The sequence below is a fragment of the Paenibacillus sp. GCM10023250 genome, assembly GCF_042653205.1.
Taxonomy (GTDB): domain Bacteria; phylum Bacillota; class Bacilli; order Paenibacillales; family Paenibacillaceae; genus Paenibacillus_Z.
The window spans coordinates 89,652-108,358 of sequence record NZ_JBHSHY010000019.1 but is presented as its reverse complement, the minus strand read 5'-3'; the positions used below and the strand labels follow the sequence as shown (position 1 = coordinate 108,358).

Annotated in this window: 7 protein-coding genes; 1 reads left to right on the top strand and 6 read right to left on the bottom strand. The window is 61.5% G+C overall.

What is annotated here, in order from left to right; genetic code table 11:
* Window positions 1-705: 705 nt before the first annotated feature.
* The 5 genes from ACFPB1_RS16185 to ACFPB1_RS16165 all read right to left on the bottom strand — a co-directional run bounded on the left by ACFPB1_RS16185 (window position 706) and on the right by ACFPB1_RS16165 (window position 16,065).
* Window positions 706-6,069 carry a WIAG-tail domain gene (locus ACFPB1_RS16185; RefSeq protein WP_379227106.1) on the bottom strand — a complete coding sequence of 1,788 codons (5,364 nt, stop codon included), beginning with the start codon at window positions 6,067-6,069 and terminating at the stop codon, window positions 706-708.
* A 294-nt stretch (window positions 6,070-6,363) separates the two neighbouring features.
* On the bottom strand, window positions 6,364-12,699 hold the full coding sequence (locus ACFPB1_RS16180) for a hypothetical protein (protein WP_379227104.1): 6,336 nt from the start codon (window positions 12,697-12,699) through the stop codon (window positions 6,364-6,366).
* A 512-nt stretch (window positions 12,700-13,211) separates the two neighbouring features.
* Window positions 13,212-14,144 carry a stalk domain-containing protein gene (locus ACFPB1_RS16175; protein WP_379227102.1) on the bottom strand — a complete coding sequence of 311 codons (933 nt, stop codon included), beginning with the start codon at window positions 14,142-14,144 and terminating at the stop codon, window positions 13,212-13,214.
* Between the two features lie 375 nt (window positions 14,145-14,519).
* A complete protein-coding gene (locus ACFPB1_RS16170) occupies window positions 14,520-15,671 on the bottom strand; it encodes a glycosyltransferase family 4 protein (RefSeq protein WP_379227100.1) in 1,152 nt (383 codons plus the stop codon).
* Between the two features lie 100 nt (window positions 15,672-15,771).
* A complete protein-coding gene (locus ACFPB1_RS16165; RefSeq protein ID WP_379227098.1) occupies window positions 15,772-16,065 on the bottom strand; it encodes a hypothetical protein in 294 nt (97 codons plus the stop codon).
* Between the two features lie 152 nt (window positions 16,066-16,217).
* Here ACFPB1_RS16165 and asd point away from each other — a divergent pair, with 152 nt between their 5' ends.
* A complete protein-coding gene (asd, locus tag ACFPB1_RS16160) occupies window positions 16,218-17,006 on the top strand; it encodes an archaetidylserine decarboxylase (protein WP_379227096.1) in 789 nt (262 codons plus the stop codon).
* A 117-nt stretch (window positions 17,007-17,123) separates the two neighbouring features.
* On the opposite strand, the gene ACFPB1_RS16155 is transcribed toward asd, so the two are convergent.
* Entirely contained in the window at window positions 17,124-18,611 is a 1,488-nt protein-coding gene (locus ACFPB1_RS16155) for a PLP-dependent aminotransferase family protein (protein WP_379227094.1), read from the bottom strand.
* Window positions 18,612-18,707 lie beyond the last annotated feature (96 nt).

Genomic DNA, 18,707 nt, shown 5'->3' with positions numbered 1-18,707 from the left:
GGGGCGAAGCGGCTTCGCCGCAGCCGGCGCGCGGCGCTTCGCCTTGGCGCGCGGCGGCGGCTTCGCGGATCCGGCCGCCGCGGTCCGAGCCATGGCGCGCCTCGGAGCCAGCGCGGCCGCGCGGACCCGCTTCTTGCCACGCGGCCGGACGGCGGCCTGCGGCTGCGCGGCGGCCGGTTCCGGCGGCCAAGCCGGCGGCTCGGACGCATGCCCGTTCGCGGCACCCGCCGGTTTCGCCGCAGGAAGCGGCTGTTTCGGAAATAACGGAGAGCCTCCCTTCGACGGGGCTGATTTCGTGCCGAATGGATGCAGCATCCCTCTCACCTGCCCTAAATCTTCTTGTTACCAGTTAGTGTATGACGATTGAGAGTAAGAGGAACGGCTGTTGTACGTTAAGGCGCTCGCCTTGCCTGGCGAAGCCCCAAGTTGCGGCATCGTAATCTAGCGGCCGAAATTGGCTATTACTACAAAGAGAGAGGTGCACGAAATACTAGAAAAGGCCGCCGGCTGGCAAACGCTCCGTTTCTTGCCGAACCAGGCCGGCACGATAGGCCCTGTTCTCGGAGGTAATGCCGGAACGCCCGGACGCGGCGGGAACGCTCGCAGCCGGTGCCGGATGCCGAAAAGCAAAGAAGCACCCTGCCGCCGCGCGGCAAGATGCTTCGTCTTGTTCAGGGAAACGAACGGCGTCGTTTCGTATCATCGTCAGCCAATGGCGATCCAGTTCACGAACCCGATCGGCTCGGGGCTGATCCGCGTGCGCACGATGGTCAGCTGCACCGCCTCGGCGGTTTTCTCCTTGATGACCGCGTAGCAGGACGGCTGGTCGGTGGTCGCCACGAACACGTAGGCGCTGTTCGGGAACGGCTGCTCGAAGCTGATCGCGATGTCGAGCTGTTCGCCCTGGCCTTGGAAATTGTACGGCGCCAGCCCGAACTGCTGCAGCGCGGGAGCCGCGCGCTTCACGGTCGCAACCGGCGAGAAGGCGAGCTTCTCCGCGCCGATGCTGCCGTCCGCCAAGGTGCCGCCATCGACGGCACCGGTCTGGCGGGAAGCGAGCAGGCCCGGCGCCAGATGCGCTTCCGTAATGCTGCCCGGCGCGAGCTTGCTGCCCGTCACCGCTCCGTCTGCCAGCTTACCTGCGGCGACTGCTCCGTCCGCCAGCTTGCTTGCGTCCACCGCTCCGTCCGCCAGCTTGCTTGCGTCTACCGCTCCGTCCGCCAGCTTGCTTGCGACGACTGCTGCGTCCGCCAGCTTGCTTGCGTCCACCGCTCCGTCCGCCAGCTTGCTTGCGTCTACCGCTCCGTCCGCCAGCTTGCTTGCGACGACTGCTCCGTCTGCCAACTTGCTTGCGTCTACCGCACCGTCTGCCAGCTTACTTGCGTCTACCACACCGTCCACGAGGGCGGTTTTCGTTTCCTTCAACACGCCCGGCGCGAGTTTATCCGCGGTGATCGAACCGTCCGCGATGGCGGCCCCGCCGACCGCGCCTAACGCGAGCTTATCGCTCGTGACCGCGCCGGCAGCGAGCTTATCGCTCGTAACCGCGCCTAGGGCGAGCTTATCGGCCGTGACCGCGCCGCTGCAAATCACGCCGGCTTCTACGGCGCCGGGAATCAGATGCGCCGTCGTTACCGAACGCGCGGCGATCTTGCTCATCGTTACCGCGCCGGACTGAAGATGGCCTTCGGAGACGGCGCCGTCCGCGAGCTTCGCGCCCGTCACCGCGCCGTCTCCCAGCGCTGCCGTGCCGATCGTGCCGTCAACCAGCGCGCGGCCGGTGATCGCGCCCGGCGCGAGATGCTCTTCGCCAATCGATTTCAGCGCGATTTTGCTCGCCGTCACCGATCCGTCCTGGAGATGCCGCTCCGCCACCGCATGGTTCGCCAGCTTCGTTCCGTCCACCGCGCCGTCGATCAGAACTTCGGGTCCGACCGAATCCGGCGCGAGCTTCGTGCCGTCCACCGCGCCGAACGCGATCGCCTCCGTATCCACCGCGCCTTTCGCCAGCTTCGTGCTCATGACCGAGCCGTCCGCCAACGCTTTCGCGCCGACCGAGCCGTCCGCCAGTTTGGCGCCGCCGACCGCGCCGTCCATCAGCACGTCGGGACCCACCGCACCTTTCGCCAGCTTCGCGCCGCTCACCGCGCCGTCGGCTAATCCCTTAACGCCCACCGCGCCGTCCGCCAGCTTCGAGGCCGTTACCGCCCCGTCGTGCAGCGCGTCCGCGCTGACCGCGCCTTTCGCCAGCTTCGCGCCGGTGACCGACCCGTCGGCCAATGTTTTCGCGCTCACCGCTCCCGCCGCCAGCTTCGCGCCGTTCACCGCCCCGTCGAGCAAGGCGTCCGCGCCTACCGCGCCTTTCGCCAGCTTCGCGCCGGTGATCGACCCGTCGGCCAACGTTTTCGCGCTTACCGCTCCCGCCGCCAGCTTCGCGCCGTTCACTGCGCCGTCGTGAAGGACGTCCGTGCCCACCGCGCCTTTCGCCAGCTTCGAGCCGGTAATCGCGCCGTCGCTCAGCGCTTCCGCGCCGACCGCGCCTTTCGCCAGCTTCGAGCCGACGACCGAGCCGTCGCTCAGCGCGTCCGTGCCCACCGCACCCTTCGCCAGCTTCGCGGCGACGACCGAGCCGTCGCTCAACGCTTTCGCGCCGACCGAACCATCCGCCAGCTTCGCGCCGCTTACCGCCCCGTCGGCCAAGGCCTTCGTACCGACCGCGCCGCTCGTCAGCTTCGTGCCCGCTACCGCGCCGTCCGCCAGCGCATCCGTGTCCACCGCGCCTTTCGCCAGCTTCGAGCCGACGACCGAGCCGTCCGCCAAGGCGTGCTTGCCGACCGCCCCGCCCGCCAGTTTCGTGGCGCTGACCGAACCGTCCGCCAACTTCGCGCCCGCTACCGAACCGTCGGCCAGCGTATCCGTGCCCACCGCGCCTTTCGCCAGCTTCGAGGCGCCGACCGCGCCGTCGGCGAGCGCGTCGCTGCCCACCGCGCCCGTCAGAATATGCGCGCTCGAGATGGAACGCGCCGCGATTTTGCCCAACGTGACCGAGCCGGCCTGGAGGTGAAACTCTCCGACCGCGCCGCCCGCGATGGCTCCCGCGCCGACCGAACCGCCCGTGAGATGGGCGCCGCTTACCGCGCCGTCGGCCAGCAGCTCGCCGCTGATGGTGCCCCGCTTGATTTTACTGCCGTGGATGATGCCGTCCGGAGCTTTCTCGAACGTATAGAACTCCGCCGCCAAATGCGCTTGCGAGATCGAGCCTTTGCGGATGTGATACCCTTGGACCGCCTCGGGCTTCAGATGTTTGCCCGCGATCGTCTCCAGCTGAATATGCTCCCCGCTGACGGACAGTTGGGCCAGCTTGCCGCCCGTTACCGTTTCGTCCTCAAGCTGCTCCGTGCCGACCGATTCCCGCGCCAGATGCAGCCGCAGGACGCTGTCGATCTTCAGGTGCGAGCTGCCGACGGAACCGTCCGCCAAATGGTTGGCGTCGATTGCCGCCGCCGCGACGTGCTGCCCTTGGACCGCCGAAGGCTCGATGACGCGCGAGCCGACGGATTCGTTTTGCAGGTGGTGGCTGGCGATGCTGCCTTCGGCGATTTTGCCTTCCGTGACGGCATCCTTACTCAGGTGCACGTCTTTGACGCTGCCCGGCGACAGATGCGCGCCGAAGATCGATTGCTCCGCCAGGTGCCGGCTGCCGACCGACTCGTTCGCCAGATGCGAGCCGTTCACGTGGCCTTGGGCGATCTTATCGCCGGTAACCGCGCCCTGCGCGATGGCATTGCCGCCGACCGCGCCCGCGGCCAGGTGGCGTTCGTACACGACGCCTTCCGTCAGATGGCGTCCCTCCACCGTGCGCTCGCCCAAGTGGCGCGAACCGACCGTGCCGTCCGCCAGCTGCTCGCCCGTCACGGCGCCGCCCGCCAGCTTCGCCGTCGTGACGCTGCCGTCCGCGAGTTTCTCCCCCGTCACAGCCCAATCCGTCAGCTTATCCGTCGACACGCTTTCCGGGGACAGCTTGAGCGAATTGACCACATGGTCCGCCAAATGATGCGAGTAGACCGACCCGGCAGCCAGATGCCGTTCCGTCACCGCGCCGTTCGCCAGCTTCGCCGCTTTGACCGCGCCGTCCTGGATCGCATTCGTCTCGACCGCGCCTTTGCGGAGGTGGAAGGAGTCGATCAGTCCCGGCTGGAGATGCTCCGACGAGATGGATTCCGGCGTGATCGACTCTTCCGTCACCGCACCGGCCGACAGATGGAACGCGCGGACGGCTTCCGGCGCGATCTTGTCGAACGTGATCGACTCGTCGGCCACATGCTTCGTCTGCACCGCCTGCTCCGCCAGCTTCGAGCTGGCGACGCTGCCATCCGCCAGTTTCTGCTCCGTGACCGAACCGTTCTGCAGCTGCCGGGTGCCGACCGCCGCTTTGGCGATATGCGCTTCGTGGATCGCGTTATCGACGATTTTGCTTCCGGTGACGGCGCCTTCGCCGAGATGCTTCTCAAGCACGCTGCCGTCGATCAGCTGCTTGGAGCCGACCGAGTTTTCGCTCATATGCCGTTCTTCGATGCTGTCGTAGACCAATTTGTCGCCGTTGATGCTAAGACGGCTCAGATGCTTGCCTTGGACCGCGTCGTCGGACAGCTTTAGCGAGGTAATGCTCTTATCGGCGATCTTCGAGGACGTGACCGCCTGATCGATGAGCTTGATCGTCGAGATCGACAAATCGGCAATTTTGGGGGTCGTCACCGCCTGATCCTGCAAATGCTCGGTGCCGACTTCGGCGGCGGCAACATGCCGCGATTTGACCGCGCCTTCCTGCAGCTCCCGGGAGCCGATGGCTTCCGGCGCGATGGCTTCGGACGTCACCGCTTCGGCTTGAAGCTCCTTAGCGCCGACCGCGCCTTTGGCGAGATGGCTGGTCGTGATTTCGCCCGGCGCGATGTGCTTCCCCAGCAGGACGCCCGGCGCGACGTGGTCCGCGAGCAGCAGCCCCGGCTGCAGATGGCCGGATTCCACGGCTCCCAGGCTGATTTTCTCGCCCGTCACCGCGCCGTCGCGCAGCTTGGAACGGGTCACCGACCCTTCCGCGAGCTTGGAGGTGCTGATCGCCTCGTTCGCGATGCTTTCCGTGCGGACCGCCGCGCTGCGCAGCTTCGCCGTCGTCACGGACTGATCGTCGAGGAGGTCCGTCGTGATGACCAAGTCTTTCAGATGCTTCGCTTCGATCGAGCCTTCCGCGAGCTTATCGGCGCTGATCGTCCGGTCTGCCAGCTTCTCCGACGTAATGCTGCTGTCTCGCAGCTTGTCGCCGGTGACGGAACGGTCGCGGATCTTGGCGCCGGAAATGGCGTTTTTGGCCAAATGCTCGCCCGTGATGGATTCCGGTGCGATCTTGGAAGCCGTCACGGCGTTCTCCGCGATATGAATGCTTTCGACGGCGAAGTCCGCGATCGACTGCGGCTTCACCGCGCCCATCTTGATACTTCTCGTGTCGACGGCGCCGACGGCCAGCTTCTCCGTCGTCACCGCGTCATCCGCGAGATCGTCCGTGTGGATGAACGGCAGCGGCGAGTTCGGCATGCGGCGCTCTTCCACGAACGCTTCCGGTGAAATGACGGCTTCCGGCTCTTCGGTTTCTTCCTCCGGCTGTTCCTGCGGCGCCGCTTCCGGCGTCAGCACGGCTTCGGCTTGCGGCTCCGCCTCCGGCGCTGCCGGTGCTTCCGCTTCGGCCGTCTCGCTTTCAACCGCCGCCGGCGATTCTTTGGATTCGGCGACGGCGACGGCATCGATGCGCTCGGCCTCCGGCGCGTCGGGCTGTTCTTGCGGAAGGGTTGCCGACTCCGCCGGTTCGGCCGGAACCGGTTCGACGGGTTGCTGCACTTGCGGTTCCAGCACCGGGGGAGCCGCGTTCACTTGAACGCTGCGCTTGGTGCCGGTTTTGTCCGCTGGCTTGCTTTTCTTCAGCTCCTCGAGCCATTTCAACTCCGAGGCGTTCGGATTATCCACGTAAAATAACGGCTTGCGCCCTTTCGGACTCTTTCCCTTGCTGCTCTTCGCCATAGCCCTCTCCTTCTCCCACCTGAATAGTCATAGGTAGCATATGCATTCACCCATGGGCAGGTCACATGGCCGAGGCGCATTTTATGCGTAAAAAGCCGCTCCATGCGGAAAGAACGGGGAAAATAACGCATTTTCCGGCGATCTTTCCGCAGCGAAGCGGCGGTGGTACGACAAAACGATACGCGAAGCGAAAGCGATGCGTAAGTGGGGCGAAACGCCCAGCCGCCCGGGCTTGCCCGCGACGGCCAGGCTGTCCGGCGCGGCCGCGCGCTTGCCCGCTCGGCGGAGCTTCCCTTAATTCCGCCGGTGAACGCCGACGGTTTGCCGCACGTTGCCCGCGATCTCGACCGTAACCGTCGCGGTTTTGACGGTGCCGTTGCTGTAGACGGCCTTAAAGACGAATGCGAGCGGCCCGTCCGGGAGCTGCTCGAAATCGGGCTCCCACATGTCCCCGCTCCACGAGGTCCGCGCGGCATCGCGGGGCGTCAGGCTTACGGTCGTACCGCCCATCGTGACCTTGACTTCAACCGCATCCGTATTCGTCAGCGTATCCGTCGTGGCCGCACCGAGCACGAACCGTTCGCCCGCCCAGAATACCCGGTACGCGCGCGGATGCTCCGCGTCCCCGCCCGCCTTGAGGTTGCTGGCGATGCGCCGCTCGTTCCACTCGTCCGTATGCTTCACTTGGCCCGTCACCGACAATGGCAGGACGACGATGTTCTTCGTCACCGTGACCGGCGCCGCCTTGCCGTCGGAGACCGTCATGCGCACGACGTACGTGCCGGGCTTCGTCCCGCTCAGGCGCGGACCGGCGGCGGCGTACGGCGGGTTCAGCGCATATGAGTACGCGGTTTCCGCGCCGCTAGGATCCTTCACGGCGTACTGCACGCTGAGCGAATCCCGGTCCGGGTCGTCGACCGTCTGCGCGATGGTCACCGCATCGCCTTCATACACCGGCTTCGGCGACCAGTCGAAGTCCGCGGACGGCGGCCGGTTCGTCTCGATGTAGAAATAATGCGGCGCGCTGTCGTCGCTCCACTCGTAGCCGTCGAAGACGCGGACAATGACGTACATATTCACGCGTTCCGGCAGATCGGCGCCCGGCGCCCAATTCTTCGCGCTCGCGCCTTTGACGCCGGAATCGTACTGGAGCACGCCGCCGTATTTATAGATTTTCACCTGGAACTGCATCTGGCCGTCGCCGTCCGCATCCCGGTAATCCCATTGAAAATCCGGCCGCGTCACGGTCAGCTTCGTCGGCTGGTTCTGATCGGTGCTTTCCGGCACCGTCACCGACGCGGCCGGCTTCCGGTTCACGATGTTCACCTGCAGGCTGTACTCCGCCGGCGCGCCGTCGGAATCGGTAACAATTTGCCGTACGTTGAAGGTACCTAAGCTGCCGAAGCTTTTCGTCCAGCTGGTTCGCGAGTCGTTCGCGAACGTCTCCGCGGAGCCGGCCGCGGCGTTCGAGAGGTAATACTCGTGAGACAGCTTCGTACGGTCGCCGTCTTCCGCATCATAGGCCGTCGAATCGAACGTGACCGGCACGCCGCGGAACGTGTTGACGCGATCCGCTGTAAAGCCCGGAACCGGCGGCGCGTTCGGCGGCGCCAGATCTGTCACTGGCAGCATGACGACGTACCAATCCGACCACGCGCCGTATTCGTCCGCTACGGCCATGCCGACCTCGTACGTGCCCAGCTCCTGCGGCGCTGTCAGCTTCGCTTCTTTATATGCGCCGCTTGGCGTCACGTAATAAAATCGCTTCTTGAGAATCCCTTTGGTTGCCTTGTAGTCGATCCCGGTAGCTTCCGTTGAGTAATCGGTGCTGCTGAAGTAGCGGTCCGGGTCGTAGCTGGTATCGGTCCATAGGATTTTGTGCTGCGCGTCGCTGGCCAGCGTGAATTTGGCGATCGGCCGGCGATGTACCGTTATTTTGTTGGTGAACTCATTCGATGACTTCCTGTACTCAGCGAACGTGTTGTCCGGCGAGAGGTAATCCGGATTCGGATCGTCCTTCGCCTTTAGGGAGACGACGTAATCCCCGACCTTGTCGAACGTCAGCTGAGCGTTAGGGAACGTCCTGCCGTTCAGCGCCGAGACGCCCTGATTGTGAATGAAGCGCGCCGTATGCTCCACGGACCAGTCATAGACGCCACCGGCGGGCGGGTCGTTCTCCGGATCGCTGAACACGATGTTGCGATACTGGATCTCGGCCTTCGCGGAACCTTCGTCCCATATCGCGTATTGCTCGGACCAGACGTCGTTTGGCGAGAGCGGCTTGTAGGCCAGCCCGCTGAACGTCACGAACGACTTATTCGCGAAATACCCGATGCGCCCCGTCGCGTACGTCGCATCGTCCGCCTCGAAGAGCGGCGTATTGTCCAGGAACATCGCGAAATGGCTGCCGTTCATCTGCAGCTTCACCGCATACGTCTTCCGGCTGAGCAGCGGAAATGCCTGCGAGCGGAGTACGGTTCGCGCGCCGGCGACGTATTTCGCTAGCTCGATCTTGTTCCCGTCCATCTCGAGCGCGTAACCGTTCTGCCGATCCTTCATGCGGAAGGAGAAGCCCAGCCACTCCTTGTCGTAGTCTACGTCGTCGATCTTGAAGCTGAATTTCACTTCATCATCCGAGAGCGAGAACGGCGAATAGAACTGACCGTTCGTAAACGGCTTGACGATAAGCGGATTCGTCGTCGGCGGGCCGACCGATACCGTCATGCTCATGGTATTGGAGTAGGTGCCGGAACTCGAGCTCGTCGTCGGACGGCCTTGCGAGAGCGTCACGTACACGCCATCCATGTAATAGGCGCCGTAGATCGGCGATGCGGAATAATTGCAGCCGGTCAACACGCTGCCAGCCGGATTGCCCGCCGCGTCGAATACCTTGCTTCGTCCGTAAGTGGCGTACATGGTGCCGCCGCCCGCATCGCACGTCGCCCCGTTGCCCGGATCCAAGCTGGTCCGATAACCGTCGGCCGTCTGGCCAAGTCTGCTCTTGGATGTCATGTTCCCGGAGAAGTCAGTTGAAAATTGGGTGTAAGCCCCGAAATCGCTGCCGCCGTAATGGTACATGCTCAGGTCGTCCCCATTAAGCGAATCCGCCTTGCGCTTAATTGCGCCCGATGCGGTATTCAGCACATACACCCGTTCGTACATCATCGGAAGAACGTCTCCCGGCCGGGTATGGTCGTAATACACCTTGGCATAAAGCTCGTTCTTCGCGGGATTAAAGTAAAAACCGCTTTTGATTTCCGGATACGTGTACGACGTTAAGAACGAGTTTTCCGGCGTGGTGCCGATTTGCTGCCCTCGAACCGCTGCGTCGTTCCGGATGGCATCCCCGATGTACTGCCGCCAGGCTAACGTATAATCCGCGTTGTACTTCGCGACGTTCAGATCGTAATAGCCCGAATTATAGGCTTGATTGTAATAAGCCTCGTACCGATAGATATTGCCGGCAGCGTCCGTCATGGAAGCAATCGCCGCGTAAGACGGGCTGGACATGGTCTTAATGTCCGGATTGACCGGTGCCGGAGCCGTCCAGGCAGGCAGTTCGATAAGCGCCATATCGCGGGTCAGCTTGTAATGCCGCTCAGTCGCGGTCGAAATAGTGTTGCATAAAATGACGCTGCTGCCTTGGACGCCGCAGAAAATCATGTTGCCGATGCTCGTATTCTGAGCACCCTGATCGATCGTAGGATTGGCGAACGTGCTGGACAGCTCTTGGCCTGTCCGCGCGTCGAACACGCCGATATCCGAGATGGTTTGGTTATTGCCATAGGTCCAGTTCCGTTTGATGTAGAGGTACTGATCCGCCAGCTCATAATCCGGCATGCTCGTCACCGTAACGGATATGTTCTTCTTCATGGTGCCGGCGCTTAGAAACTCGACGGTTCTGCTAGCAAAACTGAAATTGGTCAAGACGTAAGCAGTCGGATCTCCGTTGGTATACGCCTGCGAGACCGAGCCCCACTGCCCGAAAACATCCTTGATCGGGGAGAGCTTTTGGGGATCAAGCGCGAAAATTTCATCGTCGTAATCATACGTCGTGTGCCCGTTGTTGTAGCTGCTGGACGTATTGTGATAGTCATAGATCAACAGCTTTTTCGTCGAACGGATCTTCGGCGGATTATTGTACCAGGTCAGCAATCCGTCGCCCTTTTTATTCAAGAGATTCGTGACGACGGCGGACTGCAGCGTGGATCTCCACGGGTTTAACTCGTTGGAGCCGTACCCGTTGTTCGTTAACGGATACGCTTGGTACGACGACTTCGTTTGATTATAACGCGTGACGTTATAGGTATACGCCTCGTCATACTGCTGGCCGAAGTTCCGTCCTTCTCCGCTGATCATGCTGCCCGCGCTTGTCCGCCACAAATGATTGGTGTTATAGACAAGGGTATTCGTTCCCGGTACGTACACCGGCCATTTCACCATTTCGTCGGGTTGAATGCGCGTGTAAGGATCCAGATTCGGGTTCGGATTATTCCCTTCCATCTCAAAGGATACTTCAGGCGCGTTGTTGACCACGTCGAGCGTCAGTGTCGATGGAGGATCGGAATCCGTATCGTCCCACTGCCCGTATTCTTCCGTGACCTTCAGATAGAACAAGTATTTGCCGACCTTTGTCGGGGTGAACTGCAGCTTGGCCAGCGTACCGCTTGCCGCCTTCCACGCATCGTCCGCAAATCCGTTGTTGTTGGCATCATACTTGTACTTGTATTCCGCAGTCGCGATGGCGTCAGCGTCCGGGCTGGTCGACTTGTTCAGCAGGTCGAGCTGCGTGCCGCGGACCGACAGCGGCGGAACGACGAGCTTGGCGACAGGCGGGCGATCCGGCTTCACGACGATCGTACAGGTGGCCGGGGCCAGCGATTTCAGGCCGTTCTCGTCGTAAACGGATAGCGATACCTGTACGGTAATATCCGTCGTCCCCGAATTCGGATAGGTGGTCTGCTTGTTCTTCCATTCGTCGCGGCTGTGATCGATTTTGAGGTACGAGATCGGGCTATAGCTGCGATTGCCGTTAATGGCTCCGGCGGGAATCGGATGGTTCGCGATCACCGAAGGCGGGCAGTCGATGACCGGCACCGGGTTCTTCGGCACGACTTCAATGTACGTACAAGCGTCTGCCGTCGCGCCCCATTCGTCGCGCATTTGCGCGCAGACGTAATGATAGCCGAGCGTGTCCATTTTCAAATTATGCTGCCCGTCGCCATACTCGAGGCTCTTGGATGGAATCGACTGGACGAATGGTGAACCGGACGCGAAGTCGAAGCCCATGAAGTAAATCGTATCCCCGTCCGGATCGTTCGGCGTCGGCACGGTTGGATCGTTGATGAAGATCAAATTGAGCGTTGTGCCTTCAACCACTTGGTGCAGCGGTTTGATAGGCTGACCAGGTTCAACGAAGCCGACCTCAAACGTCGGCGGGTTATTGACGGCCGGCCCAGTCACGGTGAGCGGCTTGGGGCCGATCCAATCCGACGTGCCGCAGCTCGTGACGATTTGCATATAAACGCTATGCACGCCGACCCCGATGACCCATGGATAATTGCCGAACGAGAAGGTCGAATCCGTCGTCTGGCCGCTCACCGGATTGCCGGTCCAGGTGCCGTTTCGTTCGATTTTGAAGCGATGCGAAAGATAGGTACAGCCCTTCAGCTGAAAGTTTTTAGGATGCAGCGTAAACGAAGCTTTATAGGGGAGAGTGGGCGGCAGGACGTCGAAGTCGCCGGTGAACGAGAGGGGTTTCTCGTAGAAAAACGATACGTAGGCTTTATTGGTCGTCGCGCTAAGACTGACGGACTGGCTGGTCTTCGCCGTCTCGGTGGCGGAGTAGGCCACGTAGGATAAATTGCTGCCGACGAACGTGCCGTAGGAAGCGTCGTAGCTGTAAGTTGAGCTATGCGGCAGCGCGGCGATGGGAATCGTCTGCTGCTTCTCGAGCGAATACATCCCGCTCGGTCCTTCCCGGACCATATGACGGATGTTGATCTCGCCGGCCGCGAGCGGCGCGTCGTACACGTAGTATAAGTAAAGCGTCTTGAACGAACCGTCGTAGGCGCCGATGCCGTATTCGCCGCTCGCGGGATTGCCGAACGCCGTGGGCGGCGTGCCGGTGGTCGATTTGACATAGCCGGCATAGGTAAAGCCGCTGGCGCTCGGGTGGGAAGGCGAGTACGGTGCCCCTTTCGTGAGCGGCTCGGTCTTCTCCTCGAAAATCGTGCCGTCTAGGCTGTTCCCGTCGCGAGTGACGTGCCGGATGACAGCCTGTCCGTCGGCCTTCTTCGTATAATACAGGTTGAGGTAGTACGTGTCGTACGTGGCGTCGTAGGTCACCGTCGGCGGATTGCCCGTCACGATGCTGCCGCCCGAAGGCGGCGCAACGGTGCTTTTTTTGTAGCCGACGTAATCGTAGCCCGGATTCGCGGCCGGCGTCAGCGTCTTCGGACTCCCGGTCAAGTCCGCGGACTGGTCCGGGAAGGCGCTGTCGATGTTCGTGCCGTCCGTTGTGTAGTGATGGACTTCCATGTAGCCGTTGAGCTCAAACGTGAACAGAACCGGGAAGAAGTAGCGGTAGCCTTTGACGTTGGGTGAGCAGTCGCCGCAGGCACCATCCAAATCTCGAATGTTATAGGGAGTTCTGGTTGTTAGATCTCCAGTTAATGTAACGTTAAAAGAGACCGAACTTGTTCCTAAACCAGCGACAGCAGACTTGGAAGGAAGCGATGAATTCTCTCCTACCCAATCCTTATAAATAATCCAGTCCTGACCTCTTGAATCAGTGAATATCCCATTATCTCGGGTTCCAGGAGCAAACGGTAGCACATTTACATTTTTTATTGTTCGCCCAACAAATGAAAATGTATATGGGTTAGTAATTGTCACTCCTGTTGCACCTACTGGATCCGGGCTCCAGTTCCCACCAGAAGAATCGGACCAAATATCTTCATAAACAAACCCAACTGCATAGCGCATGTTTGAATTTTTATATGTTCCATCCGGATAGGAGATTCGTTCTCTGACAGGAGTAATACTTGGATTCCCAGCATCCGCTAAAACATGTTGGAATAATTTTGATGGAAAGAATGAAGCTAATAAAATAATAACTCCAATAAGTGCAAAGCACTTTTTCAACTTCCTAACCTCCATGGATTTTTAATAAGAACTGCACTGGACCTCTTATCACCCAAAGGAATCGTATGACCGGCATCAATAAATTCTATTTTTTGAAAACTGCTATACTTCCCTCCTATATTTCTTGTGTCATTATAATAAAAATGAATTCCCTTTTTAGGTATTTTACGTAAATAGTATAAAGGATTGCTATAAACAGGTACTATATCTTTTGACAACAAATAATATCTCGGGTTAATAGATGATATTGTGTTTTCAATGGATTGCATATAGACATTATTATCTTGGTCAAAAGCTAGATCAAATCTATAATAAATAATTGGGCCACTCTTGTAGGGGAAATCCTTCAATTCAACAATCGTTGCATTTGTATATGTCCCGTAACCTCCATCCATGATTCCTTTCGGACCGCCATTATAATAATCCTTATACGGTTTAAAATCCGTTGGCTTAACAATGTCGTTCAGTTCAGGCACCTCCTTACTCCCCACCCACACAAACTTCAAAAGGCTGTCCCACTCCACGGCAACATTCAGCCCTTCGCTGATCACCCGGAGCGGCACAAGGGTTCTGCCGTTCTCAACAGTCGGCGCTTGCAGCAGCGTCGTTTGGGTACCGTTGATCACGGCCGTCTTCGAACCGATCGTCAGCTCAATTTTAGCTTTGCCCTTGGCAACCGTGATGCTCTTGCCGTTCAAGGCAATGGTACTGTCCATTTTCTCCGCAATGACGCGCAGCGGTACCAATACGGTGCCGTCTACGAGCTTCGGCTTCACGTCGGAGGCCAGTTTTCGAGCGTCGAACAACACCTCGATCGGCATGTCGACCGATACGATGCGCGGATTCTCCGCCGAGACCGCTCCCCCACCGATCAAACTCCCCGCCAACGCCGTCGCGGCCGCCAAGAACGCCAGTCTTCTTTTCTTCACACCGATACCCTCCTATAAATTCCGCCAGACCCTGTTACACCAACGCCTGGCTTCAGCTTGTCAGTCCTATCCGCGATAACGCCGGGCTGAGCGACCTGCGACCCACCGCCCAAAGTCCCGCCGTTTAACATATTCTACCACCCTTCGCTAGATTTCGACGAGCCCTCTCCCTTGAAAATCCCCTAAGTTTTCGCGGCTCCCCAGCGCGCGAAAACATAAAAAAGCACCTGTCCGCAAGCTGAATAAACCAGCCTGCAAACAGGTGCTTCCTGCTGCTCATGAGGCACGAACGTCCTCGAATCTCTTCCTATTCTAGCTAGATTGCCGACAAATTTCAACCTTATTTTTACAGCGGGATGCGGCCGCGCTCCGTCCTTACGTCTCCGATAGCAGCTGCAGCCACCGGTTCGCGGAGTGCTGCCATGTGAAGTAGCGCTCCACCCGATCGCGGCTGTGCAGCCCCATCTGCCGGCGCAGCGGGTCGTTGCGCAGCAGCTCCAGCAGCCGCTGGCGCATCTCCGCGGCGACGTTCTCGGGATCGACCAGGAACCCGGTCGTCCCGTCGACGATGATCTCCTTCATGCCGCCCGCCCGCGTGGCCACGACCGGCAGTCCGCAGGACATCGCCTCCACGTTCACGAGCCCGAATGCCTCACGCTTGCCGGACGGGACGACCGCCACGTCGGCCCCGAGAAACCAGCTCGGCACCTCGGAGTAAGGCACGTACGGCACGAAGACGACATGATTCTTCAGCTTCCGTCCGAGCCGGTGCAGCTGCCGTACGTACGCCGTCGTCCGTTTGGAGCCGTAGAACGCTCCGCCGACGATGACCAGCAGCACCGACGGGTGCTCCTGGATCAGCTGCGGCATCAGCTTCAGCAGATGATGCACGCCCTTGATCGGCTGCAGCCGGCCCATGAACAGCACGACGCTGCGTCCGGTCCACTTGCGCTTCGCGCGCAGCTCCGCCCGCCGGGACGCGCCTTCGGCCGAGTACTGCGACGGGAACCGTTCGACGTCGACGCCGGGGTAGACAACCCGGAGCTTATCCGCGTATTGGGGGACGCGCTTCGCCGCATCCTCCCGCAGAAACTCGCTGTTCACGATGACGCGTTCGGCCGCCCCAAAGCATTGGGTCAAGGTGCGCACCGGAATCGCCCGCTCCTGGATGAACGTGTTGGAATGCAGGTTCAGCCAAATCCGCTTGTTCGGCTGCGCCTGCTTGAGCCGGAGCACGTAGCGGGGACGGTTCTCCACCTGAAGCAGATCGGGCCGAAGCTGGCCGACCGCGCGCCGGACGGATGCGATGTACCGCTGTTTGCTCGCCGCCGGGAACCGGACGACGGACGCTCCGCCCAACCGCCCTCGCTTGCCAAGCGTGCGGCTGATACGGCCGTAAATATGTGCTTCGATGCGGGGAACGAGCAGCGGAACGATTTTCTCGACTACGCGCTCGACCGAGCTGCTGCCCGGGGATGGCAGAGGAAACGTACCCGGCGTCACGAAAGCGACTCTGGGTTTCTCCATGGCGCGACTGACCGCCTCTCCTGTAATGTGCTGTTACAGCATACGCAAGGGAGGCAAGCCGGCAACCGCCATCTGCCTGTCTTCGCCGGTTTCCGCCAGCCTAACTATTTGTCCCCGTCCAAGCCCGCGCCGCCAGCAAGCTCAGCGCGTATACCCCCAAATACCCGGCGCCGGCCATAAAGAGCGGGCTCAGCAGCACCTCGTGCACCCGCGTCATGAACACCGTATCATCGAGCAGCGTCCGGATGACGGCACTCGACGCCTCCGCGAAGAAAGCCAAGTACGCGAGCACCGCCGCCACGTCGAGCAGCCGCCGCGCCCCGCGGGAGATCAGCCGCAGCCAAGCCAGCAGCGCGCCTCCGGCCGCCGTGCCCAAAAGCACCCATAACGTCATGATCCATCACCTCATCTCCAGCTTTCGCAGACGCCCGCACCCTTAAACCCGGGAGCATGGATTCTATTGATAATTACCCCGCGATATGTCACACTAGTCGCAGACCGACCCGAAACAGCCCTTTTATCCAAGAGAGGACGTGAACTACCGGCATGAGCAAATGGCTGCTCCGATCCATGACCGAGCTTAGCTCGCGCAAGTGGATATCGCGCATAACCGGCCGCTTCGCACAATCGCCCGCCAGCCGGCCTTTTATACCGAGATTCGCCCGCATGTACGGCATTGCCGTGCAGGAGGCGGAGAAGCAGCTGCACGAATACAGCACGCTCAACGAATTTTTCACGAGGCGCCTGAAACCCGGCTCCCGGCCAGTCGACGCCGAGCCCGACGCGGTCGTCAGTCCCGTCGACGCACTCATCACCGGCTGCGGCCCGATCCGCCAAGGGACGATCCTGAACGTCAAAGGCCAGGATTACACGATCGAGGAGCTGCTCAACCGTTCGCCGCGCACCGAGAATTACAAGAACGGCTACTTCATCGTGCTCTACTTAAGCCCAACCGATTATCATCGCATACATACGCCCGTCTCGGGCACCGTCGTCGAACGCGAGCACGTGCCCGGCAAAGTCTACCCCGTCAACGAGTTCGGCCTGCGCCACATGCGGCGGGTCTTGAGCCGCAACGAACGGCTCATTACCTACATGCGCCATGCCGGCGCGGAGACGGCCATCGTCAAGGTCGGGGCGCTGAACGTCAGCAGCATCAAGTACGTCCAGCCCCTGCGCGATAAAATGCAAAAAGGCGACGATCTCGCCTACTTCGAATTCGGCTCCACGGTCGTGCTGCTCACGGAGGACGACAGCTTCGTCCCGCGGAGCGATCTCGCCGTCGGCCTTAAGGTCCGCATGGGCGAGAAGCTCGGCACGCTGGCCGAATCCTAAACGGAGATGCGGTTGCCGAAACGGTGGCCGAAACGCCCGCCGACTAGCCCCTCCGCCCAACCGGCACGAAACACGCGAAGAAGCGGCAAGCCCCAAGGGCTTGCCGCTTCTTCGCGTTCACTCGCCGCCCAGCCCGCGGCAGGCCGCCTCGATCACTGCCCCGCCCGCCGCGATGGCCGCCTCCCTCAAATGCGCGAAGCCGAACAGCGCCATGCAGGGGCGCTCGGCGTCCCCTTCCCACAGCCTGTCGCCGAGCGACCAGTCCACGCCTCTCTCCGCGCAGGTGGCCCGCAGCCGCGCATAGTCCGCCGGATCGCCCCGCCACTCGGCGTACATGTGCAGACCCGCGTCCGCGGGCACGAACCGGAACCAGGGCGCAAGCCGCGCTTCCACCGATTCCTGGAACGCCAACAGCCGGCGCCCGACCGTCCGCTTCATCCGCCGCACATGCTTCGCGTACGCCCCGCTGCCGATGAAATGCGCCAGCGCCCGCTGCTCGACGAGCGCGGACGGATGCGGTTCCAGCAGCGCCTTCGCGAGCCGGAACGGCTCCGTCAGGACATCCGGCAGCACAACGTAGCCGATGCGCAGGTCGACGAACATCGTCTTCGAGAATGTGCCGATGTACACGACCCGCTCTTCCCGGTCGAGTGCCTTCAGCGGTTCGACCGGCCGGCCGCCCCAGCGCAGCTCGCTGTCGTAATCGTCCTCGACGATCACCGCGCCGCGCCGCGCCCAGTCGAGCAGCGCCGCCCGGCGCTTCGCGGACAGCACCGCCCCGGTCGGGAACTGCCGAGTCGGCGTGACGAGCAGCAGGCCCGCGTCCCAGTCTTCGGGCACGATGCCGTCGTCGTCGACACCCGCGGCGATCAGCGCGCCGCCCTGCGCCGTCACGGCGCGGCGAAAGCCGGCGTAGCCGGGGTTCTCCGCCACGACCGGCATGCCCGGCCGCACGAGCAGCATCGACAGCAGCGCGATCGCCTGCATGGAGCCGCTCGTGATGCAGATGTTCGCGGCGTCCGCGCGAATGCCGCGTTCCCGCCGCAGCTCGTGCGCGATCGCCTCGCGCAGCGGCAGATACCCTTCGGCCGGAGCCGCGATCCGCGGGAATGCCTCCGTCATTTCGCGGATTTCGGCATGCAGCGCGGACTTCCACGCCTCCGCCGGAAACAGCTCCGCGTCCGTCTCCCGCAGCCGGAAGCTGATCCGTCCCTCGCCATCGACCGGCGGCAAGGGATGCCGCTCCACGAAGCCGAACCGGTCCCGATCGGCGACGAGGCGCTCCCCCCAAGCCGACAGCGCGATCGTCGCGCCTTCGCCCTTCCGCCGCGCGGCGCCGGACATAGAAGCGAGCGGCTCGACGAAAGTGCCGCTGCCCGTCTCGGTCCGCGCGAACCCTTCCGCGACCAGCATCTCGTACGCGGCGTTCGCCGAGCCGCGCGACAATCCGTACAGCGCCGCGAGCTTGCGGCTCGAGGGCAGCCGCGTCCCGCCGGTCAGCGTCCCGTTCACGATGCTTTCCCGCAGCGCCTGAAACAACGCCTCCGTCTTGCGCCCCAGCTCCGCGTAATGCCGGTCGTACGGGATACGAACATCCAGATCCATGCCGCCCGATCCGCCTCCTTGCCATGAATAGGTCCGACGCTCAAAATTGGTCCAATAAAATTAATATAAATTGGCTCTTTTGGACTGTCAATCCGC